The organism is Actinophytocola glycyrrhizae (assembly GCF_042653545.1).
GTDB lineage: Bacteria > Actinomycetota > Actinomycetes > Mycobacteriales > Pseudonocardiaceae > Actinophytocola > Actinophytocola glycyrrhizae.
The window spans coordinates 623,200-646,882 of record NZ_JBHSIS010000006.1 but is presented as its reverse complement, the minus strand read 5'-3'; the positions used below and the strand labels follow the sequence as shown (position 1 = coordinate 646,882).

Genomic DNA, 23,683 nt, shown 5'->3' with positions numbered 1-23,683 from the left:
CTCCTCGGGGTTTCAGTGCTCGACGATGGTGGGGCGTTGCCTGCGGCGCCGGGACCCGGCCGAGGGCGCCGCGTCCCGGGACCTGGTGAGGTCGTGCACGTCGAGCTCGCGCGTGCGCACCGGCGGCGCCACCTGGCGCACCCGCTGCGGCAGCGCGGGCGCGGACACGGTCAGCACCAGGGACGTGCGCATGGACGTGCCGATCGCGCTCCACACCTCGGCGGCGTGCGCGGTGGGCGCCCACCCCAGCCGCATCGGCAGTGCGGTGTCGATGTGCACCAGCCCACCGCGCAGGTGGTCGCCGCTCAGGCTGTCCCGCTCCGCGTGGGCGCCGATCACGGCGCCGAGCAGTTCGAGCTCCTCGTTCGTGTCGGCCGCCCACGCGGTCACGAGGAAGGAGAGCTGGTACGTGCGGATCGGGGAGACCGTGCCCGCGACCCGGCCGTCCTCGTCGACGACGCGCACCCGGGTGCCCGCCAGCCCCTCGAGGTCCTCGGACACGGCGTACAGGAAGACGTTGACCAGCCCGGCGCCACTGGGGCGGCGTTCGATGCCCGCGACGACGCCGAGGGGATCGAACCCGATCCCGGTCCCCGGGGGCAGTTCGGAGGCGAGCCACGCACGAAGGGAGGACGCGATGTCGGCCAGCACCTTCGCAGTGTTCAACGGGCCGGTCGCGGCGACAGCGCGGTCACGGCACGCCACACGGCCACAATCCGTTGTCCTGACGGGCAACCGGCGGTGGCTGTGTCGTTGGCCGCGCGCACCCCGCGCCGTCGCGGCGTGCGGGGCACGCTCGTGACCAGTGGTTCCCGCTCCAACTGGGAGAGTCGATGCCCAACTACCTGGCTCCAGGCGTATACGTCGAAGAGGTGTCTTCCGGGTCGAAACCCATCGAAGGCGTCGGCACAGCCGTCGCCGGCTTCGTGGGCTTCGCCGAGAAGGGGCCCGTCTCCGAGCCGACACTGATCAGCAACTGGACGCACTACACCCGGGTCTTCGGCGGCTTCACCGAAGGCGCCTACCTGCCGCACTCGGTGTACGGGTACTTCCTGAACGGCGGCGGCACGGCCTACGTCGTCAGGTTGCCCGAGACGGCGGACCCCGGCCAGAACGGCGGGGCCGCCCGGCGCGTGGCCATTCCGGCGGCGTCCGAACAGGACGGCGCGGCCGCGTTCGACGTGCAGGCGCTCAACTCGGCGCAGGCGGGCCAGTACACCGTCGCCATCGCGGAAGTGACCGAGGCAGGAGAGGCAGGCGAGGACAACTTCCGCCTCGACGTGCTGCGGGCAGGCAAGGTGGTCGAGTCGTTCGACAACGTGACCGTCAAGCGCGGGCCGAGGAACGTGGCCACCGTCGTGGCCAAGCAGTCCAAGCTGATCGCGCTGGAACAGAGCAGGACCGGCACCGCGGTCGCGCCGCGCAAGGACACGGTGGTGTCGCTGGGCGCCAACGGGCCGGAAGTTGCGGTGACGGCGCAGACCTATGTCGGTGACGCGGTGGCGCGCACGGGCATCGGCGGCTTCGAGGCCATCGACGAGATCACGATGGTGCTCGCCCCCGACCTGCTGTCGGCCTACCAGCGGGGACTGATCGACATGGAGGGGGTGCAGGCGGTACAGCTCGCGATGATCGCGCACTGCGAGCTGATGTCGGACCGGGTCGCGATCCTCGACCCGCCGCCCGGCCTGAACTCCCAGCAGATCAGGCACTGGCGCGGCGAGATCGCCGGTTACGACTCGAAGTTCGCCACCCTGTACTGGCCGTGGATCAACACCCTCGACCCGATGACGGGCCGCCCGATCTCGTTGCCGCCCAGCGGGCACGTGGCAGGCATCTGGGGCCGCAGCGACGAGACCAGGGGCGTGCACAAGGCGCCGGCCAACGAGATCGTGCGGGGTGTCGTCTCCCTGGAGACGATGATCAGCCGAGGGGAGCAGGAACAGCTCAACCCCAACGGCATCAACTGCATCCGCGCCTTCCCGGGCCAGGGCATCCGGGTGTGGGGCGCGCGGACGCTGTCCAGCGACCAGGAATGGCGCTACATCAACGTCCGGCGGCTGTTCAACTTCATCGAGGAGTCGATCCTCAACGGCACCAACTGGGTGGTCTTCGAACCGAACGACGAGTACCTGTGGGCGTCGGTCCGCCGGGTCGTCGGGGCGTTCCTGCAACGCATCTGGCGCAGCGGCGCCCTGATGGGCAGGGCCGCGTCGGACGCCTACTACGTCAAGTGCGACGAGGAGAACAACCCGCCGGAGTCCAGGGACGCGGGCAACCTGATCATCGAGATCGGTGTCGCCCCGGTCAAGCCCGCCGAGTTCGTGGTGTTCCGCATCGCCCAGATGCCACAGGGCCCAGCCCTCGAAGAATGAGTAGTCCCAGCACGTTTGGAGTGTGAACCATGGCGTTGCCCCGTGTTTCGACCGCGAGCACCAACACCAACACCCTCGTCAGCGCGGCCCGGTTCGTGATCACCGCGGACCGGATGGCGGAGATCTCCTTCTCCGAGCTGTCCGGCATCACCTCCGAGGTGGAGGTCAGCGAGTACATGTCGAGCAACCGCCTCGGCGTGTCGTTGTCCAAGCAGTTCGGCCGCACCAAACCGGCGACGGTGGTGCTCAAGCGTGGTGTCGACCAGGATCTGGCGCTGTGGACCTGGCACCAGGAGGTGCTGGCAGGCCAGCCCACCGCGCGGCGCAGCTGCTCCCTGATGCTGCTCGACATGGCCGGGGTGATCAAGCAGACCTACGACCTGATCAACGCCTGGCCGTCCAAACTGGACATCTCGGGGATGAAGGCGGGCGGCAGCGAGGCCTCGATCGCGACCGTCACGCTCACCTGCGAGCAGATCGACATCAAGCAGCGATGACCACCGCGGTCACCGAGCAGCCGGGGCTGCGTACCGAGTTCCCGTTCACACTGCCCCGCGGTTACGTGGACGAGGACGGCAGGGTGCACCGTGAGGGCGCGCTGCGGCTCGCGACCGCGAAGGACGAGCTCACCGCGCAGGCCGAGCCGCTGGTCCGGCAGAACGGGTCGTACCTGACCATCTACCTGATCATGCGGACGGTCACCCGGCTCGGTGCCGTGCCCGTGGTCGACCGGTTCGTCGTCGAGCACATGTTCGCCTCCGACCTCGCGTTCCTGCAGGACCTGTACCGGCGGGTCAACCAGCTGGGGCACACGGAGGGCGAGGTCGTGTGCCCCAGTTGCGAGCACCGGTTCCTGGTCGACGTGGCCGGTGAGGCCGCGCCGTGACCGGGCAACCGGTCGAGGAGACCGACCGGTTGTGGGAGGAGATCGTCTACATCGCCTACTACCTGCACTGGTCGTTCGACTCGATCCTCGAACTCGACCACCGGACGAGGACACGGGTGATCCAGGAGATCGCCGCCATCAACTCCCGCGCGGACGAGTTGCCGGAGCAGTACTGAGAGGAGGACCGCGCGATGAAGTGGTGGCCGTGGCGCCGCCGGGAGCGGCCGACGGCGGCCGCGCCCGGCCAGCGGGAACCGGCGCGTCGCGTCGAGGAGTGGCGGTCGCTGCCGCCCTTGCCCGCGACCCTGTCCGAGAGTGCCCCCCTGACGATTCCGGTCTCCGGGAGCAGCGTCCTCGACCGCCTGACACTGCCCGCGCCGACGTTGTCGCGCCGCGGTGACCAGGTGGATCAGGTGCACGGGCTCGTCACCGCGCTGTCCGACGACGGTCGTGCCGCCACGCACCACGACTGGGCGCCGCTGCCGGTCCGCAGGCGCGCACCACGGCCCGCCACGCCCGGCGACGGCGCGGACTGGCTCTGGGACGACGGAACCGGTGCCGCGGCGCCGGTTCCGTCGGAGGACGTGCCCGCGGTCCCGGCCGACCTCGTCGCGCCGGTGCCCGCTGTGGACACCGAGCCTCGGGTCCTGCCGGCCCGGGCCGGCAGCGTGCCGGAGAGCCCGCTCACCGTGGCCGCGCCGCTGTGGGTGGCGCCGCCGGTGGTCCCGGCGGAGCCGTGGACGCCGTCGGAGTTCATGCACCGGGCCTACCTGGAGAAGGACCGGCTGCTGGCGGAGGCCTACCGGGAGACCAACGGTGAGTCCCAGCCGCGCCCGCAACCTGTGGCGGCGCAGGAGGAACACGCGGACGACGGGCGGATGGACGCCTCGTTCGCCCCGCCTGCCGCGACGCCGTCCGTGCACGAGCCGTCCTTTCCCGCGCCATCTGTTCCCGGGCCGGAGCCGCGTTCGCCCGCCCCGCCCGCCCGGCGTGCGTCGCTCGCGCAGGCTCGCCGCCAGGGGCTGACCCCCAGGTCGGCGCCCGCCACGACGCCTGCGCCGACCGACGATCCGGGCGATCCGCGCGGGCCGGGGGAAGGTGACGCGCCCGCCGCGGACGTGCCGGGGCGCGAGGCCGGGGCGCTGGCACGTCCCGATGCCCGCGAGCCCCAGGACCGGGCGATGCCCGATGCCCCGGTGGGCATGACGCCGAACCATGCCGTGCCGCGGCTGGAACCGGCGGCGCGGCCGCAGGCACGGCCGGAGCTGGAGCCACGGCCGCGGTCGGTGCCGGAGCGGGAGCCGCTGCCGGAGCCGGAGGTGGTGCCGCGGTCCGAGCTGGGGCGGGAGCTTGCGCGGGTGCCGGAGGTGGATGCCGTGTCGGAGCGGGAGCCACGGCCGGAGCCGGAAGCGGTGCGGCCGCCCGAGTTTGAGCGGGTGCGGGAGTCGGAAGCGGTGCGGTCGGCCGAGTTTGAGCGGGTGCGGGAGCCCGAGGCGGTGTTGCGGCCCGAGCTTGAGCCGGAGCCGGAAGCGGTGTTGCGGCCCGAGCTTGAGCCGGAGCCGGAAGCGGTGCGGTCGCCCGAACTTGAGCGGGTGCGGGAGCCGGAGGCGGTGTTGCGGCCCGAGCTTGAGCCGGAGCCGGAAGCGGTGCGGTCGCCCGAACTTGAGCGGGTGTGGGAGCCGGGCGCGGTGTTGCGGCCCGAGCTTGAGCGGGAGCCGGAGGTGGGTGCCGCGTCGGAGCGGGAGTCGCGGCCGGAGCCGGTGCCGGGTGTGGTGCCGGAGGCGGCGCTGAGTGGTGTGGTGCCGGGTGCCGGGGGTTCGGATGGCGGGGTATCGGGTGTCGTGGTGCCGGGTGTCGTGGTGCCGACGGGTGAGGTGCCGGGTCTGGTGGCACCGGTGAACGTTGTTCCTGGTCGTATGGCGTCGCACGAGACGGTGCGGGGTGGCGAGGCGCCACGGTCCGCCGAACGTACTGGCGCGGCGACGGGCGACGTGCGACCTGACGGCGATGGACGGGACGAATCCGTCGTCGCGCGGGAAGGTGCGCCCCGGCTCGTTGTCCCGCGGCCCCAGATCCGCAGCACACCCGCCGCCGGACTCGCGGCCTCCCGCGACGTGCCGCACCCGGCGGTGTCGGCACCCGGCGTTCCGGTCGGTGCTGTCCCCGTTCCGCCACCGGCTGGGCCGGTGACCGTTCCACCTCCATCGCCATCGGACGCCACGACGCCTCCGCCGGAGGGCGATGTTCCCTCGGGTGCCTCGCAAGCGGATACCGAGGTGTACGGCGGTGTGCGGACTCGCGGGGCACGCGCCGTGGCGTTCGCGCCGTACCCGGACGCGCGGTATCCGGTCACCCAGGACGTGGTCGTCCGGCGGCTCGCGCCTGCCGGGGACGCCCCGCGCACAGGGCGGCGGGCGGCGGGCGGGTCGGCTGTACTGAGCCACGTCCCGTCGAGCCGGGCGCAGTTCGCCATGGGGGACGGGCCGTCGGGCAGTTCGTCCACTTCGGACGGACGGGGGACCGTCGAGGAGAGTCCGCCGTTGTCGGTGGTGCGGCCGGTCTCGCTCGCGCTCGGTGTCGACGTCTCGGACGTGACGGTGCGGCGCGGCCCGGACGTCACGGCCATGTCGCACCGGCTCGGTGCGCGCGGGTACACCGACGATCGGGTGGTGTACCTGCCGGACGACGTGGGTCCGCTCGACAGCTCCTCGGCCGCGCCGCTGCTGGCACACGAACTCACACACGCGGCGCAGCAACGTGACTTCGGGGCGGCCCTCCCCGCTCCTGGCTCCGTCGCCGGGCAGCAGCTCGAGGACGACGCGGTCGAGATCGAGCGCTGGGTGGCGGGTGGCGCGGGCGGCTCACCGCCCGCGCTGGTGCACCCGGTCGGCGGCGCCAAGCAGCAGGTGGGCGACGCCATCGGCACCCCCGTTTCCGGCAGGCGGCACAGCATGGCGGAGGCGCTGGCGATGTACAAGGACTCCGCGTCGAACAGGCCGGTTCTGGATGTCGCGTCGCTGTTCGGGCCGGTGGAGCCGGGTGGTGGGGCCGGGACCGGCGGTGACGGGCCCGATGGCGGCGGGTACCAGCCCGTTGGCTGGACAGGCGCGGACGAGGAGATCGTTCCCGCCACCGCCATCGGCGGCACCGTCTCCGGCGGCACCGCCACCGGCAGGCGCCACAGCATGGCGGAGGCGCTGGCGATGTACAAGGACTCCGCGTCGAACAGGCCGGTTCTGGATGTCGCGTCGCTGTTCGGGCCGGACGAACCGGGCGACGACGGCGACGGGCCCGGCGGTGACGCGACCGGCGGCGGGAACCGGCCCGGCGGCGGCCCGGCCGACGGGACCGTCGCGGCGCTGGCCGAGGGGATCGCGGAGATCTTCGCCGACGAGCCGCCGCGCAGATGGTTCGACCTCGACGACGTCGACGACTTCGAGGAGCTGGCGGGGCGCATCTACAACGAGCTCGTGAGCCGCATCCGGTTCGACATGGTCGTCGACCGCGAACGGTCCGGCACGTTGCTCGACTTCGGCTGACAGGAGAGGCACATGCAGGAGGCGAGGTCCAACGGCCGGACGTTGCTGCACGGGATGGCGCACCGGTTCGCCGTGACCGCGGGGGCGCGCGACCTCGGTGCGTGGTCGAAGGTGTCCGGTCTCGCGGTCAAGTGGGACGTGGCCGAGTACCGCCGGGGCAGCTCGGACCACGTGGACCGGTTCGCCGCCATCCCGCGGTTCGACCCGATCAGGCTCAGCCGGGCGGCGGACTCGGCGGGCACGGCCGCCGTCCAGGCATGGCTCAACGAGGTGCAGGCGCGGGGCGGGGTCCCGGAGGAGGGCGCCGTGGACATGCTGACCTCGGCCGGGGTGCCGGTGGCGACGTGGACGCTGCGCGAGATGTTCCCGTCCGGCTGGCAGATCAGCGACTTCGACGCGACGACAGGAAGGGTCGCGATGGAGACGCTCACGATTGTCCACAACGGATTTCTGACCGCCGCGCAGCGGGCCTGACGGCGCACGTGATGGAGAGGAGAACGATGTGACGCGAATGGGAGCACGGCCCGCGATGGGCATGGCCATGCGGTTCAGCGTGTCCGTCGGCGGGGTGAGTCTCGGTGACTGGTCGTCCTGCACCGGCCTGGACGCCAAGGCCACGGTGCACCGGTTCTACGACCACGGCGAGTACACCTACAAGCGGATCCTGTTCGCGGACGTCGACTACTCGCCCGTCAAGCTGACCCGCGCGATCGACTCGTCGTCCGCCGCGGTGCGGGACTGGGTGAAGGACAAGTGGTCCACGTTCAGCCAGCCGGGCGCCCTGCACGCGATGGCGGGCCTGTTCTTCGGGGACGAGGCGACGATCCGCCTGCTCGACGCGGAGTGGCAGGAGGTCACCTCCTGGGAGCTGCGCAACGTGTACCCCACCGGCTGGACGGGGCCGTCGCTGGACGCGGACAAGGCGAAGGTGGCCACCGAGACCCTCGAGCTCGTGCACGAAGGGTTCCTGTGACATGGCCGCCGGGCACCTCATCTCCAACCTCACCAACGTCGCGGGCCTGGTCACCGGCAACGCGAAGGCGAGCCTGACCGCCCAGTCCGGCGGGTTCCCGGTGACGTTCGGGCTCAACCCGGAGTCGGTGAGCGTGGACAAGCGGAACACGACCGAGGGCAGGCGGGGGGTGGTCACCCACAGCTTCCAGGAAGCGCTGCGGGGCACCGGCAACATCCGGTGGTCGTTGTCCGGCGCGCACCTGTTCGGCGTCGCCTCCACCAAGTCCGCTGTGGACCAGCTCATCGAGTGGGCCACTCCCGCCCCGATCAGCGCCGAGGACGCCCTGCACCTCAAGTCGATCAGCGCGGCCACCGCCATCAAGTCGGCCGCGGCCGCGGCCACGGGCGGGGCCCCGGGGTCCGCGACCAAGGGCATGGACGTGGCCGAATCGACTCCGGTGTTCTTCCGCCTGCCGGTCCTGCTGTTCAGCTGGGGGCTTTCCGGCCCGGCGGGACGCAACCTGCCGGTGACGCTCGAGAAGGTGACCGCCAAGTACAAGAGGTTCGACGACTACGGGATCCCGGTCTGGGCCACGGTCGATCTCACCCTGGTCGAGTACGTCGTGGACAAGCCGAGGACCAACCCGACCTCCGGCGGGGTGCCGGGGCACACCCGCCACTTGGTGACCCAGGGCGAGAACGTGGTGCAGATCGCCAACCGCGCCTACGGCAGCCCCAACGCCTGGCGCGCGGTCACCGAGGCGAACCGCATCGACGACCCCCTGCGGGTACGGCCGGGGCGGCGGCTGGCGATCCCGCCCGCGGGCAACACACAGGAGGTGCGGACCCGATGACCGACACGGAAGAGAGCGTCGCCAACGTCGAGGCGACTGGGCGGCCGACCGTCGCGGTCGACGGCACGCCGCTGCGTGCCGACCTGGCGGTCCGGCTGCAACGGGTGGTGGTCGACAACGACGCGCACCTGCCCGGCATGTTCGAGCTGACCTTCCTCGACGTGGACGGCAGAACCCTCCGCGAGGCGCGGATCTCGATGGGCTCGGCGGTCACGATCACCGGCGCGGGCCCGGCCGGTGCGGCGCTCACGTTGCTCACCGGCGAGGTCACCGGGCTCGAGGCACAGATCCGCGGGATGACGCAGCGCACCATCGTCCGGGGCTACACCGCCGAGCACCGGCTGCAGCGCGCGAGGCGCAGCCGCAGCTTCGTCAACGTGACCGACGCCGACGTCGCACGGCGGATCGCGACCGAGGCCGGGCTGACCGTGCGCGACGTGCGGTGCAGTGGCTTCACCCACGGCTACCTCGCCCAGGTGAACCAGACCGACTGGGAGTTCCTGGACGCGCGCGCACGGGAGACCGGCTGCGAGTTCGGTGTGGTGGCGGGCGAGTTCCACTTCCACCCGTCGGGCGCGGGCCGCGCCGCGCAGGAGGTCGCGATCCGGTACCCGGACGACCTGATCAGCTTCCGGCCCCGGATCACGGCGGGCAACCTGACCCCCGACGTCGAGGTGCGGGTGTGGGATCCCCTCGCCCGCAAGGCGGTGGCGGAGAACGTCTCGATGGTCTCGGGCGGCGAGCACTCGCCGCGGTCGCTGGGACAGCGGTTCACCTCGACCGGCCGGCCGGGTGGCCTTGGCGCTCTCGGGCGCGTCGGCAGCGCACTGGCGGCCGGTGACCTCGGTGGTGTCGCGAGTGGACTCGGCGGACTGGGCAGTGCCGGTGCGGGTGGTACGGGCGCCGCGGGGAGCGCGCTGGGCGGCATGCTGGGTTCGCCGGTCGGCTACCTCGGTCCGCAGCCGAGCGCCACCGCGAACATCCGGTCCGACCGGCCCTTCGCCCGCGCGTCGGCGATGCCGACGGCCGGTCCGACGGTGGCCGGGGCGTTCGGCACCGCGGCGGGCAGCACGTTCGCCGAGGCGGAGGGCGAGGTGAAGGGCAACGCGGCCGTGCAGCCCGGGGCGGTGCTCAGGATCTCCGGTGTACAGGCGGAGTTCGGGGGCACCTGGCGGGTCTCCCGTGCCAGGCACGTGTTCGACGACGTCGAGTTCGGGTACCGGGTGATCTTCTCGGCCCACGGCAGGCAGGACCGCACGATGGTCGGGCTGGCGTCGAGGGCGACCGCGCCCGGCGCGGACCGGGCCAGGATGTCCGGGGTGGTGTGCGGGGTGGTCAGCGACTGCGCCGACCCGCTGGCCAAGGGCCGGATGAAACTCACGCTGCCGTGGCTGTCCCCGGACTTCGAGACCGACTGGGCGCCGAACATCCAGTTCGTCGCCGGGCAGAAGACCGGCGCGATGTTCCTGCCGGAGGTCGGCGACGAGGTGCTGGTGGCGTTCGAGTTCGGCGACATCCGCAGGCCGTACGTGCTCGGCGGGATGATGAACAACCTCACCCAGTGGGACGTCTCGGCCTCCGGGCCGCTGCAGGCGGGCGGCGAGTTCGTCGGGGGCATCGTCGACAGCATCCTGAACGAGGACGCGAACATCTTCACCAACCTCGCGGACACGTTCAAAGCGCAGATGACCATGGGCACCGGGCTCGCGAAGAAGGTGGTCGGCAACGTCACCGGCACGGCGGGCTTCGCCACCGGCGGACTCGTCGACACCAGCGCTGCCGGGGACACGTACGGCGAACTGGCCGACGCCAACCTCGCCATGTACACCGACGCCGCCGACTCGGTGGCCGACGGGCTCAGCGGGATCAGCGGCGGCGGCGGATCCGCCGCGGGATCGGTGGTGGCGCCGGGGATGGTCAGCGAGGTGCACCACCGGGGTTTCGTGTCGAGCACCGGCAACTCGTTGCTGTTCTACGACGTGCCGCTGCCGATGGGCGGGGCCGCGGGCGGCGGGCTCGGTGCGGGCGGGACCGGGGGCCAGGAGGGCTCTGGCGGCACGAGCACGGCGAGCACGAGCGACGCCGGCGGCACGACCGGCGGCGGTGTCGCGGGTGCCGGGCTCGGCACTCCCGCGATCGGTTCCTCCGTCCGGCTGGGCAGCCAGAACGGTGAGGTGTCCGTGACCGTCGACCAGGTCAACGCCGGGGTGAGCATCAACGCGGCGATGGTGCCCGGCACGTCGGTCAACCCGATGCCCAGCATCTCCCTGTCGGCAGAGAACGGGCTGGTGTACCTGAGCGCGGGCACCGCGGGCGCCGCGATGATCAACGGCGGCGCGGGGATGGCCATCTCCGCCACCGGCACGATCACGCTCGCCGCGGAGAACGTCAACGTCGTCGGCCTGCTGACCGTCAACGGCGTCCCGGTCCCGATCTGAGAGGGGTTCCCGTTGCTGCACGACGAGTTCGTCGGCCAGGGCTGGTCGTTCCCGCTCGACTTCACGGTCAACGGCACCGTCGCCACGGCAAGCGGTCCGCGCAAGCTGGAACAGGCGATGGCGCTGGTGCTGAACACCTATCCGGGCGAACGGCCGTTCCGTCCCAAGTTCGGGTCCCGGCTGCGGGACTTCACGTTCGAGGGAGCGAGCGTCGAGGTGTTCGCGGCGGTCGAGAGCGAGGTCCGGACCGCGCTGGACCTGTGGGAGCCGAGGGTGACCGTGGAGGACGTCACCGTCCGGGCCGACCCCGACCAGCCGTCCCTCCTGCTCATCGACATCACGTACCGGATCAAGGGTGAGAACGACGAACGGAACCTCGTCCACCCCTTCTACACGATTCCCGACGAGGGAGACTACTGATGGTCCTTCCCGCACCGAGCCTCGACGACCGCCGCTTCCAGGAGTTCGTCGACGACGCGAAGAAGTACGTGATGCGGCGGTGTCCGGAGTGGACGGACCACAACGTGTCCGACCCGGGCGTCACGCTCATCGAGACGTTCGCGTTCATGACCGAGCAGCTCTGCTACCGCCTCAACCGGGTGCCGGACCGCCTCTACGTCAAGTTCCTGGAGCTGCTGGGCCTGCGCATGCTGCCACCCACCCCGGCCGAGGTGGGTGTGACGTTCTGGCTGTCGACCCCGGCCAGGGCGCCGCTGGTGATCCGGGCGGGCACCAAGGTGTCCACCACACGCACCGAGAGCGACGAGGCGATCGTCTTCTCCACCGTGGCGGACCTGCCGTTGCGCCCGACGGCCCTCGCGGCGGTGCGGCGGATCCGCGGCACCGGCGTCGGCAGCGAGAACCAGACCGGTGTGGTCGAGCTCGGCAAGGAGTTCGCGGCGTTCAGTGAGCCGCCCCAGCTGGACGACGTGCTGCTGATCGGGCTCGTCGACGAGGCCCCGTCGTGCGCGGTGCGCATCGACGTCGACAGCAGGACCTCGGGCGTGGGGGTCAACCCGCTGCACCCGCCGATCGTGTGGGAGGCGTGGACCGGTGACGACTGGACCGAGTGCGAGCTGACCACCGACGAGACCGGCGGGCTGAACCGGCCGGGGCGCGTGGTCGTGCACGTGCCGGAAGGGCACCGCGCCAGCGTGATCGACGAGCAGCGTGCCGGGTGGCTGCGGATCAGGGTGGTCGAACCGCTTCCCGGCCAGCCCGCGTACAGCTCCAGCCCGGTGATCCGGTCCATGCGCGCGGGCACCGTCGGCGGGTCCGCGACCGCGGTGCACGGCGAGCTGGTGGAGTTCGAGGAGCTCGGCGAGTCCGAGGGCACGCCGGGGCAGCGGTTCTCCCTGCTGCGCGGCCCGGTGCTCGCCGGCGGTCACGCGCCCGTGCTCGAGGTGGCGACCGACGATGGCTGGCAGGAGTGGACGGCGGTGGAGAACTTCGCCGCGTCCGGGCCGGAGGACCGGCACTTCGTGCTGGACGCGGTCGGTGGCGAGGTCGAGTTCGGCCCGGCGACCCGTCTCGACGACGGCAGCCTGCGCAGGCACGGTGCCGTGCCCGCGCGGGGGACCCGGGTCCGGATGCGCAGCTACTACCACGGCGGCGGCGTCCGGGGGAACGTCGCGCGGTTCGCGGTGGACACGCTCAAGGCGTCCATCCCGTTCGTGTCCGGTGTGACGAACCTGCATCCCGCCGCGGGCGGGGTCGACGGGGAGACGCTCGACGAGGCGAAGGCCCGCGGCCCGATCATGCTGCGTACCCGCAGCCGGGCGGTGACCGCGGAGGACTACGAGGCGATCGCCAGGGAGGCCGCACCGGAGGTGGCGCGGATCCACTGCGTGACCGCGGGGGAGGACGACGTCCCGACGGGCTCGGTCAAGGTGCTGGTGGTGCCCGCGGCCGCACACCGGGGCGGCGAACTGGCCTTCGCCGACCTGGTGCCGGGCGAGGCCACGCTGGCGCGGATCGCGGACCGGCTCGAGGAGGTCCGCCTGGTCGGCACGAGGGTGCTCGTCGAACCGCCGCGCTACCGCGGCATCACCGTCGTCGCCCGGCTCGTGGCGCGGACCAGGCTGGACCCCGAGGAGATCAGGACACGGGCGCTGAGCGCGCTGTACGGCTACCTGAACCCGCTCACCGGCGGGCCCGACGGCACCGGCTGGCCCTTCGGCCGCCGGGTGACCCACGGGGAGGTGTTCGCGTTGCTCCAGTCCGTGCGCGGGGTGGACGTGGCCGAGGACGTCCGGCTCTACGGCGCCAACCCGGTCACCGGCGAGCGCGGGAACGAGAGCACGCGCCTGCAGGTGGGGCCGGGCGGGCTGGTCTTCTCCTACGACCACCAGGTGCGGGTGGAGAAGTCATGACCGCGCTCATCGGAGTCGCGGAGGAACAGCCGCTCCCGTCGCCGTACCCGCTGATCGACTACCTGCCCGCGGTCTACGCCGACAGCCAGGGCGCCGTGCGGTGGACGGCGGGGTTCGACGACGTGCTGGCCTCCCTGATCAACGTCATCGACTGCGTGCACGCCTACGTCGACCCGCTGCTCGCGCCGGAGGAGTTCGTGCGGTGGCTGTCGAGCTGGTTCGGTGTGCTGCTCGACGAGAGCTGGCCCATGACGGCGCAGCGCGCGGTGGTCGCGGAGGCGGTCGACCTGTTCCGCATGCGGGGCACGATGGCGGGGCTGCGCAGGCATCTGGCGGTCGTGCTCGACGGCGACGTCGAGATCGAGGAGAGCGGTGGGGTGTCCTGGTCGGCCCGTCCCCGGCCGGACGTGCCCGACGACGGGGAGCACTGGGTGCGGGTGGTGGTCCGTACGCGTGAGCCGTCGGTGATCTCCGAGGAGGCCGTGGCCGCGGTGATCCGGGCCGCGAAGCCGGTGCACGTCGCGCACACCCTGAGAGTGCTCCCATGATCGTCTGCGCGATGTGCGGCAACCACAACGACGAGACGCACGCCTTCTGCGGCGACTGCGGCCGGTTCCTCGAGTGGAACGGCGAGAAGGTGACCCCGCCGCCGGAGGTGGTCGTGGTGGTGGCGGAACCGCCGCCCACGGCCGAGGAGAAGCCGACCTGGTGGCAGCGGGTGCGCGCGAAGGTCCGGTCCTGGCTGCCCGCCCGTGTCCAGGTCGCACCGCGCGCACCGTCGGCGGCCGTGGTCGCCACCTGGGCGTCCGAAGCGGAACCACCGCCACCGCCACCGGCACCGGAGCCCTCGCCCGCGCCACCGGGCGCGAGGACGCCGCCGCCTCCGCCACCGGGCGCGAAGGCACCGCCTCCTCCGCCGCCTGGTGCGAAGGCCCCACCGCCGCCTCCGCCAGGTGCGAAGACGCCGCCACCTGCGCCGCCTGGTGCGAAGGCCCCTCCGCCGCCTCCGCCAGGTGCGAAGACGCCGCCACCTGCGCCGCCTGGTGCGAAGGCCCCTCCGCCGCCTCCGCCGGGCGCGAAGAGCCCGCCGCCTCCGCCGCCGGGTGCGAAGGCACCGCCTCCGCCGCCTGGCGCGAAAACGCCGCCTCCGCCGCCAGCTGGTGCGAAGACGCCGCCGCCCGCGCCGCCTGGTGCGAAGTCGTCGTCGCCTGGCGCGACTGCCTCACCGGCGGACGCGAAGGGTGTGGTCGCCGCCGAACCGCCGCCGCCCGCGCCGGAGCTGGTGTCCGCGCTCGCCCAGCCGGTCGACGGGCTCGCCACCGCGCGGCCGGACGAGCCGCCCGAGCTGATGCCCGCGCCCGCGATCAAGAAGACGCGTGCCGTGGTGCGGACCAAGCCGAGCCGCAGGCTCGAACCGGACGACCTGGTGTGTGCTGCCTGCGGGGAGGGCAACGCGCCGTCGCGGAACTTCTGCAGCCGCTGCGGCGAGTCACTGGCGGACGCGGGAGTCGTGCGCCTGGTGTGGTGGCGCCGCGTCTTCCGGCGGCGGCGCAAGAAGTACCCGCTCGGCACGAGGCCGGGCGCGAAGGGCACCCGCAACCGCCGCTCGTGGCTGATGCGGCTGACCTTCCGGCGGATCCGGGCCGCGCTCGTGGTCCTCGGCCTGACCCTCGGCCTGGTGTACGCCCTCTACCCGCCGTTCCGCGCCGTGATCATCGACAACTCCCGTGCGCTGTACCGCAAGATCGTCCCCACGATGGACCCGGTGCGGCCCGCGGCGCTGACCTCGCTCAGCGCGCTCCCGGGGCACGAGCCCAGGCTGCTCATCGACACCTACGACGACACCTACTGGGCCGCCGACCTGAGCGGCAACCGGCCGAAGATCACCGTCCGCTTCGACGAGAGCTACCTGCTGCGTTCGATCATCATCCACTCCGGCGCGGCCGACGAGTTCACGGAGAACGGCCGCCCGTCGATCCTGCGACTCACCTACAGCACCGGGAAGAGCGAGAACGTGCTGCCGATCGACACCCGGGGCGAGCAGAACCTGCAGCTGTCCAACTCCACGCTGGTGACCTCGGTGACCATCGAGGTGGTCGACGTCTACAGCGGGACGGAACGGCAGACGGTGGCGATCAGCGAGCTGGAGTTCTTCGCGCTCAAGTGATGCCCGGCCCTCAGCCCTCCGCCAGCAGTGCGCGGTAGGCGTCGTGGGCCCTGGACGCCCCGTCGCCGTCCCCGAGTCGCGCGCGGGCGTCGGCCAGCACCGTCCACAGGCGGTGGTCGAGGTCGTCGATGGCGAGTGCCCGCTCGCACACGGCCGCCGCGGCGGCCGGGTCGCCCGTGTCCAGCTCCAGGCCCGCGAGGGCGACGGCCACCCCCATCGCCTCGCCGCGCAACGACTCGCGCCTGGCGAGGAGCCACTCCGCGGAGCCCTCCTCGGCGAGGAGCTCACCCCGGTACAGGTCGAGCACCTTGTTGCCGACCTCGCGCACGTGGTGCGGGTCGCGCGGATGCTGTCCGCGTCGCCAGTCCCGCATCGCCGAGGCGAACTCCACCACGTCGACGGTCGAGCCCGCGGGCAGTCGCAGCAGGTAGGCGCTGCCGTGCCGGACGATCCCGCCGTGCCGGTCGTCTGGCAGGTACGTGCGGAACAGCACACGCAGGCTGGAGATGGCGACCTGGAGTCTTCGTTTCGCCGGTTTGACGGCGGTGTCCGGCCACAGCACCGCCGCCAGCCGCTCCTCGTGGATCGGCTGGCCGTAGTGCACGGCGAGCACGCGCAGCACCCGGCGGGCCTGTGCGCGCAGCCCGTCGAGGGGCACCGGCTCGCCGTGCACGTCCACCTCGAACGTGACGAAACAGCGCACCGCGACCGGCGGTGTCCGCTCGGGCGCGGACGCGAGGGCCAGCACCTTCCGGTGCGTTGCGGCAGGCGGCGTGCTGAGGACAGCGACGATCGCCGCGCAGTTGTGGCCGAGCATGTCCTTGGCCCACGGTCGTGCCGGTGCGGTCGCGGCGAGCGCCGGGTCGGCGGCCTCCATCCGTTCGACCTCCGGGCCCACCAGGGCCCGCAGCCACATCTCCAGCAACGGGGCGCGCATCCGGCGCAGCCGCACCAGGGTGCGCCGCAGCACCGCCGGGTCGCGTGGCTGGCCTGCCCGCAACTGGCCGATCAGCAGCACCAGCATCGCCATCAGGCAGCCCCAGTCGTCGCCGGCCGCCTCGAACTCCGCGAGCGCCGCCGCGGCGTCCGCGCACGCCGAGGGTTCCAGCACGGCGGTCGTCGCGCGCGCGATCCTGGCGAGCCACAGCCAGCCCTCCGCCTCCGCCTCTCCGGCCAGCGCGTAGAACTGCGCCACCGTGCCGCTCCCGTACACGGCGGTCCTGATCGCGGTGGTCAGCAGCCGGGCCGCGAGCGAGGCGAACGGCGACGGCGCGCCAGCCAGCGGCTCGGCGAGTTCGACGGCCATGTCGATCCGCCCGTCGACCATGGCGGCCACCGCGCGGGCGAGGATCCACTCCGGGCTCGCCGAAGGCACCGCGAGGGCCACCATCCTGGCCGGGTGTTCGCGCAACGCCTCGGTCAGGTGGCCCACCACGTCGGACGCCACCGGGTCGCCCGTAGCCGGTTGGGCGCGCATCGAGTGCGAGGCCGCGATCCGTTCGTGTTCGCACTGCCAGCGCAGCGGGCCCTCCGGCAGGCGGGCGGCGGCCTCGGTGTAGCGGGCGTGGGCCTCGGCGAAATGGCCTGCCGCACGCAGCCGCCGCGCCTCCGCGAGGTGGACCCACGGATCGTCGAGACCGGTGGTGGGCAGGCCGTACTCGTGGGCGAGGCGGGCGGCGGTGACCCAGTCCTCTGCGCGGGCCGCGCAGCGGTAGGCGTCGGTCAGCTTGCCCGCGTCGGTCAGGAGCGCCAGGGCCGTCTGGTAGGTCTGGCGGGTCAGGTGCGGGCCGCGGCGTTCGGCGAGCTGGAGTTCGAGCAGGCCGCGCAGCAGGGTGTGGAACCGGAACTCGGTCAACCCCACGTGGAACGTCCACGCCTCCCGCGCGGCGAGCTCGGTCAGGCGTTCCTCGCTGTCCTCGGTGCCGAGCAGCGCGTCGCACAGCCTGCCGCTCAGCCTGCCGAGCGGGCTGACCTCGACCATGAAGTCGCGCAGGTCCCCGGGCAGGGGGGCGAGCACGGCGCGGGTGAGGAACTCCCGCAGGCGTTCCGAGCCGTGCACCGGGTCGCGCAGCACCGCGTTCCGTTCCGCGCCGGTCATCCTGACCGTGTCCAGGTGCAGGTGCCGCAACGCGACGGGCAGTCCCTCGACCTGTTCGCACAACGCTTCCGGGTCGGGGACCGGCGCGTGGTAGACGGTGTCGAACAGCCGGGCGACCTCCTGCGCGGTGAACCTCAGCTGCTGGTGGCGCAGCTGGTGCACGGTCCCCGGCACGTCGGCGAGGTCGAGCGGCCGGGCGTCCCGGGTGGTGACGACGAACCGCACGTGGTCCGGTGCCTCGGTGAGCAACCGGTTCAGGTCGCTCTGGTCCGGCGAGTCGTGCAGGGCGTGGGCGTCGTCCACCACGACGGTCGTGGGGCTGTCGTCCCGGCCGAGGTCGGCGAGCAGGCCCGCGATGTCGTGTGCCCGCGAGCCGGCGAGCGGGGCGAGGGTACGCACCAGGCCTGCCCTGGCCGGGCGCGTGCACCTGACCAGTAGATGACGGGGACCGCCGGCCGCCGCGGCCACCAGCTGTCCGGCCAGGACCGACTTGCCCGCGCCCGCCGGGCCCGTGAGCAGGCGGAGCCGCGCTCCGGCCGCGGCGTTGAGGTCGTCGAGCACCGTGTTCCGGTCGAGCAGGCCGCTGCGGGGTGTGATGGCCTTGTGGGCGTCACTGTTGAGCACACCAGCGACTGTGCCTGTCGCGGCAGGACCCGGTCAGCAGACGATCTGCCCATCGCGGCGGGGCGCCGTGGGCAACTCGCACATCGCGCGTGGCCACGCGCGATGCGCCGGGGGATGCCTCCGCCGCTGGGCGGACGTGCCCGTCAGGTCAGCGGATCGTGTCCTGGCGACTGGTTCGGCGGCGGCTGCCCTGGTGCGCGGGCCGCGGACATGCTGTGACGCATGGCTGTCAGCGCGCTCCTTCGCACCGGTGCGGTCGTGGTCGCCCCCGGCGGGGCCGCACGGTGCCATGTGCTGATCCGCAACAACTCCGCGGTGGTGGACCAGTTCGTCTTCACCGTCCGCGGCGCGCCCGCGGACTGGACCGAGATCAAGCCCGCCGTCGCCAACCTCATGCCGAGGCAGGAGGTCAGCGTCGAGCTGACCTTCCGGCCGCCCCGGTCGCACGAGGTGCCTGCCGGCGAACACCCGTTCGCGCTGCGGATCGCCTCGCGGGAGGACCCGGCGGGGTCGGTCGTGCAGGAGGGCGTGGTCACCGTCGAGCCGTTCACCGAGGTCGCCGCCGGGGTGGTGCCGGAGACGTCGACGGCGCGCCGGATCGGCAGGCACACCCTCGCGCTGGACAACCTGGGCAACCACCCCGTCAAGGTCGAGGTGGGCGCGGTCGACAAGGACGAGCGCCTCACCTTCCGGCGCAAACCCGCGCGCCTCGAGCTGCCGCTCGGCCACACGACCTTCGCGCGCGTCGACGCCCGGCCGAGGAAGTACTTCTGGAAGGGCGAGAACGTCCCGCTGCCGTTCAAGATCGTCGTGGCGGTGCCGGACGCGCAGGAGATCGAGCTCGACGCCCGTCTCGACCAGAAGGCGCTGATCCCGCGGCGGGTGTTCTGGCTGGTGTCCATCCTCTTCGGGCTGCTCATGGTCCTGGTGATCATCGTGACCTTGCTGCTGCGCCAGCAACCGGTCTCCATCGCGGGCCCGTCGCCGGAGCGGCCGTCCAGCTCGGCGGCGACTACCACCACCACCGGCTCGGCCGCGCCGACGACCGCCAGTTCCGCGCCGAGCTCGGCGCCGGGCCCGAGCCGGGTGGCGGGTGGTGGCGGGCCGAGCGTGTCGGCGCCCACCGGGGGCAGGGCGGTGACCGGCCGGTTCCGCATCGAGACGCGGGCGTACCCGAACGTGGGCGGCGGGCCGCAGCTGTTCTCCTACGTGGTGCCGGCCGGGGCGCGGTACCGCGTGCTGTCCGTGGTGCTGCGCAACCCCGCCGCCGACACCGGGCAGCTCCAGATCAGGCACGGCTCCGTGGTGGTCGGCACGGTGGACCTGGCCGTGATCAACCGCGACGGCAACGACGAGCTCACCTTCGTGCCGGACGACCCGCCCCTGGTCCGCCCGGGGGAGCGGATCACGCTCGCGGTCGTGTGCACGAACCGCCGGGACCCGTGCACACCGACGGGCGACTTCACGGTGGCGCTCGTGCGGTGACCGTGGTGAGCGCACGTGCAGTCGCGTTGAGCGCGTGTTGAGCACCGTGTCGACAGTGGACGTGCACCGCTCCCCGTCGATCACGAGGTGAATCATGGCTCCCCGAATCCCCGTTCACGTGACGTCGACCGACCCGATCCTGCGGACCGGGGTCGCCACGCAGCTGCGTTCCCGGCCGGAGGTCGAACTCGTCGCCGACCCGTCGCCAGCGGCGGTCTGTGTCGTCGTCAACGACATCGTCGACGACCAGGCGCTCCAGCTGGTGCGGGAGCTGCGGGCCCATGGCAACCGGCAGGTGATCCTCGTGGTGTCCACGATCGACGACGCCGCGCTGCTGTCGGTCATCGAGACGGGTGCGTGCGGCGTGGTCGCGAGAGCGGACGCGACACCGGAGAGACTGGTGACGGCGGTGACCCAGGCGTCGTCCATGGGCGGCGTGCTCTCGCCGAAGCTCGTCGGCCGTCTCCTCGATCAGGTCAACCGCCTGCAGCACCAGGTGCTGGCACCGAAGGGGCTGAAGTTCACCGGCCTGTCCGACCGCGAGGCCGCGGTGCTCCGGATGATCTCCCAGGGCATGGAGGTCCGCGAGATCGCCCAGGAGCTGTCCTATTCGGAACGCACGATCAAGAACGCGTTGCACGACGTGGTCAGCCGCTTCCACCTCCGCAACCGCACGCACGCGGTGGCGTTCGCGATGCGGGAAGGGCTGATCTGAGCCGGCCCGACACCGTTTGGGCCACGAAACCATTACGAATGAAGAAGTGGTTGTTACGCTTATCGGAACGACACCGATGCCAGCCCCTTCGATTTTCGCGTCGATTCCGCAAAAGCGGTGGCCGGTTTCGCGGATCCCGTTCGGAGTGGGCTGACCTGGGGAAGGGTCGTAACCGCGCGCCTCGCGGCTCGTTATGCCGACATGTGATGATGATCCGCCGCTTTCGAGTGCCGGAATGGTCGGTTGACGGCTGATCCGGCGCTGGTCGGTGCTGCCCAGCGGTCGACATGACAATCGAATGACGCAGGGCGGATCGCGAGGAGTGAGGAGTCGCGGTCGTGTCGATGACGCTCAGCAACCTGCTCGCGTTCGGGTTCCTTCCTGGGCACGAGGTGGTGGCCGCCGGCGACCTGGCGCACCGCGTCGTGCGCTCCGTCGTCGCGGTGAGCGCCCACGACGAGCTCGCCGGGCTGCGGCCGGGGGAGTTCGCCGTCCTCGACCACGACCGGTTCGTCGCCCCCGGCCAGAACCTGGCCGGGACGATCGTGCGCGCCGCGAGCCAGGGGGCCAGCGGCCTGCTGGTCAACGGCTCCGTCGACCAGCTTCCGGCGACCATCCGGGAGCTGGTCCAGCGGTGCGGCCTGCCACTCGTCCTGACCGGGCAGAACGTCGACGTGCGAAGACTCGTGACCGCCATGGACCGGTTCGTGCGGTCGCCCGACCTGCCGGACGCGGAGTTGATCAACACGGTGTCCCACCGGTTGTGCTCGACGGTGTCGGACGCGGAGGGAATGGTGCGGGTCCTGTCGTCCACACTGCGCTGCCGGGTCGGCCTGCTCGACGCGGAGGGGCGGCTGGCCGTGGGCAACCTGCCCGCCGAGGTCGTGCTGTCGCAGGCGTTCCGGCGCGCGTGCCGGCCGTCGGCCGGGGGAGGGGGGCACACCCAGCAGGTGCGCGCGCTGGACGACGACTCGCTGTTGATCATCCAGCCGGTCCGGCTCGGACCGACGGGCCCGCTGAACCTGCGGCTCGTGGCGGTGGTGCCCAACGGGCCGGTCGCCTACGCGCGCACCACCAGCGTGTCCCTCAGCGTCGCGGCGTGGGCGTTCGTCGCGCACCTCGCCACCGTCGCCGTCGAACTGGAGCGGCAGCAGCAGCCCCGCGCGGGGTTGCTGGCCCGGCTGCTCGCCGAGGCGGACGCGCCGAGTTCCGAGGTGCTGGAGCAGGCGACCGCGGCCGGCTGGCGTCTGGGTGGCAGGCACACCGGCGTCCACGTCCGGGCGAGCGGACACGAGCCGTCCGGGATGGCGGTCCGGTACCGCCTGCGGACCGCGCTCGAGACCCGCGGTCTGGCCGCGGACCCGGTGCCCCGCGACGACGGCTGGGTGGTGTGGTTCACCGACCTCGACCCGGACGAGGACGGCACGCTGTTGCGGACGATGCGGGGTGTCCTGCTCGACGTCGAGCGGTCCTGCCCGGGTGTGCGGATGTGCGCGGGGGTCGGCGTGCCGGGCAACGGCACCGGGGGACTGCGTGACTCGCTGCAGGACGCGCGACGTGCCTGCACGATGGCCGCCGCGCGCAACGTCGCGGGCGCGGTCGAACGCATCGGTGCGAGCAGCGTCAAGCGGTTGCTGTCCGACCAGCACGCGACCCCGTCCCAGGTCGATCTCGCCGAGCGGCTGCTGCTGCCGCTCACGTCCGCGGACATGTCCGGATACCTCACGATCACCCTGTCCTGCTATCTGGACAACGAGTCGTCCGCGACCGCGACCGCGCTGAGCCTCGGGGTGCACCGCAACACCGTGCTGGCGCGCCTTGACCGGATCCGGACACTGCTCGACGTCGAGATGAACGACCCGGACGAGCGGCTCGCGCTCCACCTGGCCACCCGGCTCGTGCACGGCGGCGCTCCCACCGGTGGGTGGGAGGACGTGGCCGGGGCCGGGCACGGGGTCAGCCCGCCCTCGGACACCCATCGGCGGGGTCGGGACTGACCGGCTGCCCGAGCAGACCGCCCAGCAGGCTGGTGGTGGTCGTGGTCACCGAAACCAGGATCCCGTCGACCAGGCACAGGGTCCCTTCGACGACGTTGGTGACCGTCGTCGTGACCGGCTCGGCAGGGGCCGGGACCGGGGCCGGGGATGGGGATGGGGATGGCGGCGGCGCGGCCGGGGTGGTGGGCACCGGCTCCGGCGGCCCGGGACTCGTCGGCGGCGGCGTGGCGGGCCGCGGCGCCGGAGCCATCACCGGGGTGCCGGTCGCCGAGCCGGGGCTGCCCGGGCCCGCTTCGGGCAACGCCGGACCGGCGGGCCCCACCGGCCCGACGGGCCCCACCGGGCCGACGACGACGCCCCGCTCGTACACGGCCATCCACCGCCGGATCAGGTGCAGGTAGGACTCCGACCGGTTGTAGCTCAGCACGCCGGCCCGCAGCCCTTCCGCCGTGGACAGGTCGCGGCCGTCCGCGCACAGGTAGGCGCCCGCCGCGCGGGCCGCGTCGTGGACGTTGTGCGGGTCGGCCACCCCGTCGCCGTTCCCGTCGGCCGCCCAGCCGCGCCAGGTTCCCGGGATGAACTGCATGGGGCCCACCGCGCGGTCCCACACCGTGTCACCGTCGTAGCTCCCGTTGTCGGTGTCGGGGATGGCCGCCAGTGCCGGACCGCCGTCCAGCCGGGGGCCGAGGATCGGGGTGAGCGTCGTGCCCCGCGAGTCGACCCGGCCGCCCCGTGCGTGTCCCGACTCCACGCGCCCGATCGCGGCGAGCAGGACCGAGGGCAGCCGGCAGTCCGGTTGTGTCGCCGCGAAGTGGGCCGCCGCCCGCGTGTACGCCGGGTAGACGTTCGCGGGAATTCCGGCCAGTCCCGAGTACGGCCCGGTGGCCACGCTCCCACCGGGACCGACCCTGCTGATCGGCACCGGGACGGCCGCCCCTGGCGCGGCGGCCCGCGGCCAACCCGCCGTGCCGTCCGGCACCGCGCCGTCCGGGACCGCCGGGTCGTCGGCGGCCGAGGGCGGCGTGCCGGGGGTGGACGGCGCGGTGACCGGGACGACCAGCACCGTGGCCGACAGCGCGAGCACTGCGGCCAGCGAGGGACCGGGGCGTAGTGGCGAGCGGTCGGCACGTTCCATGTCGCGAGTACAACACCGCGGCACCGCGGTGCGAGGTCGCGTCG

At 72.6% G+C, this 23,683-nt stretch carries 19 protein-coding genes; 16 read left to right on the top strand and 3 right to left on the bottom strand.

Annotation, left to right across the window (positions count from 1 at the left end; genetic code table 11):
• Positions 1 to 12 precede the first annotated feature (12 nt).
• Positions 13 to 651 carry a Pvc16 family protein gene (locus ACFPCV_RS13780; RefSeq protein ID WP_378056508.1) on the bottom strand — a complete coding sequence of 213 codons (639 nt, stop codon included), beginning with the start codon at positions 649 to 651 and terminating at the stop codon, positions 13 to 15.
• Between the two features lie 182 nt (positions 652 to 833).
• On the opposite strand from ACFPCV_RS13780, the gene ACFPCV_RS13775 reads away from it, so the two are divergent.
• Genes ACFPCV_RS13775 through ACFPCV_RS13715 form a run of 13 tightly spaced genes read left to right on the top strand, consistent with a single transcriptional unit; the run spans position 834 to position 15,585 of the window.
• Entirely contained in the window at positions 834 to 2,375 is a 1,542-nt protein-coding gene (locus ACFPCV_RS13775; protein WP_378056507.1) for a phage tail sheath family protein, read from the top strand.
• A 29-nt stretch (positions 2,376 to 2,404) separates the two neighbouring features.
• Positions 2,405 to 2,872 (top strand): phage tail protein, encoded by a 468-nt coding sequence (locus tag ACFPCV_RS13770; RefSeq protein ID WP_184811162.1) that lies wholly within the window; start codon positions 2,405 to 2,407, stop codon positions 2,870 to 2,872.
• Complete coding sequence (locus ACFPCV_RS13765; RefSeq protein WP_378056506.1) at positions 2,869 to 3,261, top strand: phage tail assembly protein; 393 nt, start codon at positions 2,869 to 2,871, stop codon at positions 3,259 to 3,261. Before ACFPCV_RS13770 ends, ACFPCV_RS13765 begins: the two co-directional genes overlap by 4 nt.
• Positions 3,258 to 3,437 carry a DUF6760 family protein gene (locus ACFPCV_RS13760; protein ID WP_378056505.1) on the top strand — a complete coding sequence of 60 codons (180 nt, stop codon included), beginning with the start codon at positions 3,258 to 3,260 and terminating at the stop codon, positions 3,435 to 3,437. The genes ACFPCV_RS13765 and ACFPCV_RS13760 overlap by 4 nt, the downstream gene beginning before the upstream one ends.
• Positions 3,438 to 3,452: 15 nt before the next feature.
• Complete coding sequence (locus ACFPCV_RS13755) at positions 3,453 to 6,800, top strand: eCIS core domain-containing protein (RefSeq protein ID WP_378056504.1); 3,348 nt, start codon at positions 3,453 to 3,455, stop codon at positions 6,798 to 6,800.
• Positions 6,801 to 6,812: 12 nt separating this feature from the next.
• Positions 6,813 to 7,274: a phage tail protein gene (locus ACFPCV_RS13750; protein WP_378056503.1), complete on the top strand. Its 462-nt coding sequence runs from the start codon at positions 6,813 to 6,815 to the stop codon at positions 7,272 to 7,274.
• 37 nt (positions 7,275 to 7,311) lie between these two features.
• Entirely contained in the window at positions 7,312 to 7,773 is a 462-nt protein-coding gene (locus tag ACFPCV_RS13745) for a phage tail protein (protein ID WP_378056935.1), read from the top strand.
• Position 7,774: 1 nt separating this feature from the next.
• Positions 7,775 to 8,608, top strand: a complete 834-nt coding sequence (locus ACFPCV_RS13740; protein WP_378056502.1) for a hypothetical protein — start codon at positions 7,775 to 7,777, stop codon at positions 8,606 to 8,608.
• Positions 8,605 to 11,046 carry a phage baseplate assembly protein V gene (locus ACFPCV_RS13735; RefSeq protein WP_378056501.1) on the top strand — a complete coding sequence of 814 codons (2,442 nt, stop codon included), beginning with the start codon at positions 8,605 to 8,607 and terminating at the stop codon, positions 11,044 to 11,046. Before ACFPCV_RS13740 ends, ACFPCV_RS13735 begins: the two co-directional genes overlap by 4 nt.
• 12 nt (positions 11,047 to 11,058) lie before the next feature.
• Complete coding sequence (locus ACFPCV_RS13730; RefSeq protein ID WP_378056500.1) at positions 11,059 to 11,466, top strand: GPW/gp25 family protein; 408 nt, start codon at positions 11,059 to 11,061, stop codon at positions 11,464 to 11,466.
• Positions 11,466 to 13,418, top strand: a complete 1,953-nt coding sequence (locus ACFPCV_RS13725; RefSeq protein ID WP_378056499.1) for a putative baseplate assembly protein — start codon at positions 11,466 to 11,468, stop codon at positions 13,416 to 13,418. Before ACFPCV_RS13730 ends, ACFPCV_RS13725 begins: the two co-directional genes overlap by 1 nt.
• Complete coding sequence (locus ACFPCV_RS13720; protein WP_378056498.1) at positions 13,415 to 13,966, top strand: phage tail protein; 552 nt, start codon at positions 13,415 to 13,417, stop codon at positions 13,964 to 13,966. Before ACFPCV_RS13725 ends, ACFPCV_RS13720 begins: the two co-directional genes overlap by 4 nt.
• Positions 13,963 to 15,585, top strand: a complete 1,623-nt coding sequence (locus ACFPCV_RS13715; protein WP_378056497.1) for an NADase-type glycan-binding domain-containing protein — start codon at positions 13,963 to 13,965, stop codon at positions 15,583 to 15,585. Before ACFPCV_RS13720 ends, ACFPCV_RS13715 begins: the two co-directional genes overlap by 4 nt.
• A 10-nt stretch (positions 15,586 to 15,595) precedes the next feature.
• Here the strand turns inward: ACFPCV_RS13715 and ACFPCV_RS13710 are convergent, their stop codons facing one another.
• Complete coding sequence (locus ACFPCV_RS13710; RefSeq protein ID WP_378056496.1) at positions 15,596 to 18,307, bottom strand: winged helix-turn-helix domain-containing protein; 2,712 nt, start codon at positions 18,305 to 18,307, stop codon at positions 15,596 to 15,598.
• 222 nt (positions 18,308 to 18,529) lie between these two features.
• Here ACFPCV_RS13710 and ACFPCV_RS13705 point away from each other — a divergent pair, with 222 nt between their 5' ends.
• The 3 genes from ACFPCV_RS13705 (at position 18,530) to ACFPCV_RS13695 (ending at position 22,504) form a co-directional block, all read left to right on the top strand.
• The gene (locus tag ACFPCV_RS13705) at positions 18,530 to 19,792 is read left to right on the top strand and encodes a COG1470 family protein (protein WP_378056495.1); all 1,263 of its coding nucleotides are present in this window, start codon (positions 18,530 to 18,532) and stop codon (positions 19,790 to 19,792) included.
• Positions 19,793 to 19,886: 94 nt separating this feature from the next.
• On the top strand, positions 19,887 to 20,507 hold the full coding sequence (locus ACFPCV_RS13700; protein ID WP_378056494.1) for a helix-turn-helix transcriptional regulator: 621 nt from the start codon (positions 19,887 to 19,889) through the stop codon (positions 20,505 to 20,507).
• 344 nt (positions 20,508 to 20,851) lie between these two features.
• Positions 20,852 to 22,504: a PucR family transcriptional regulator gene (locus ACFPCV_RS13695; protein ID WP_378056934.1), complete on the top strand. Its 1,653-nt coding sequence runs from the start codon at positions 20,852 to 20,854 to the stop codon at positions 22,502 to 22,504.
• On the opposite strand, the gene ACFPCV_RS13690 is transcribed toward ACFPCV_RS13695, so the two are convergent.
• Positions 22,464 to 23,639, bottom strand: coding sequence for a lytic transglycosylase domain-containing protein (locus tag ACFPCV_RS13690; protein ID WP_378056493.1), 1,176 nt, complete (start codon positions 23,637 to 23,639; stop codon positions 22,464 to 22,466). The genes ACFPCV_RS13695 and ACFPCV_RS13690 overlap by 41 nt on opposite strands.
• Positions 23,640 to 23,683 lie beyond the last annotated feature (44 nt).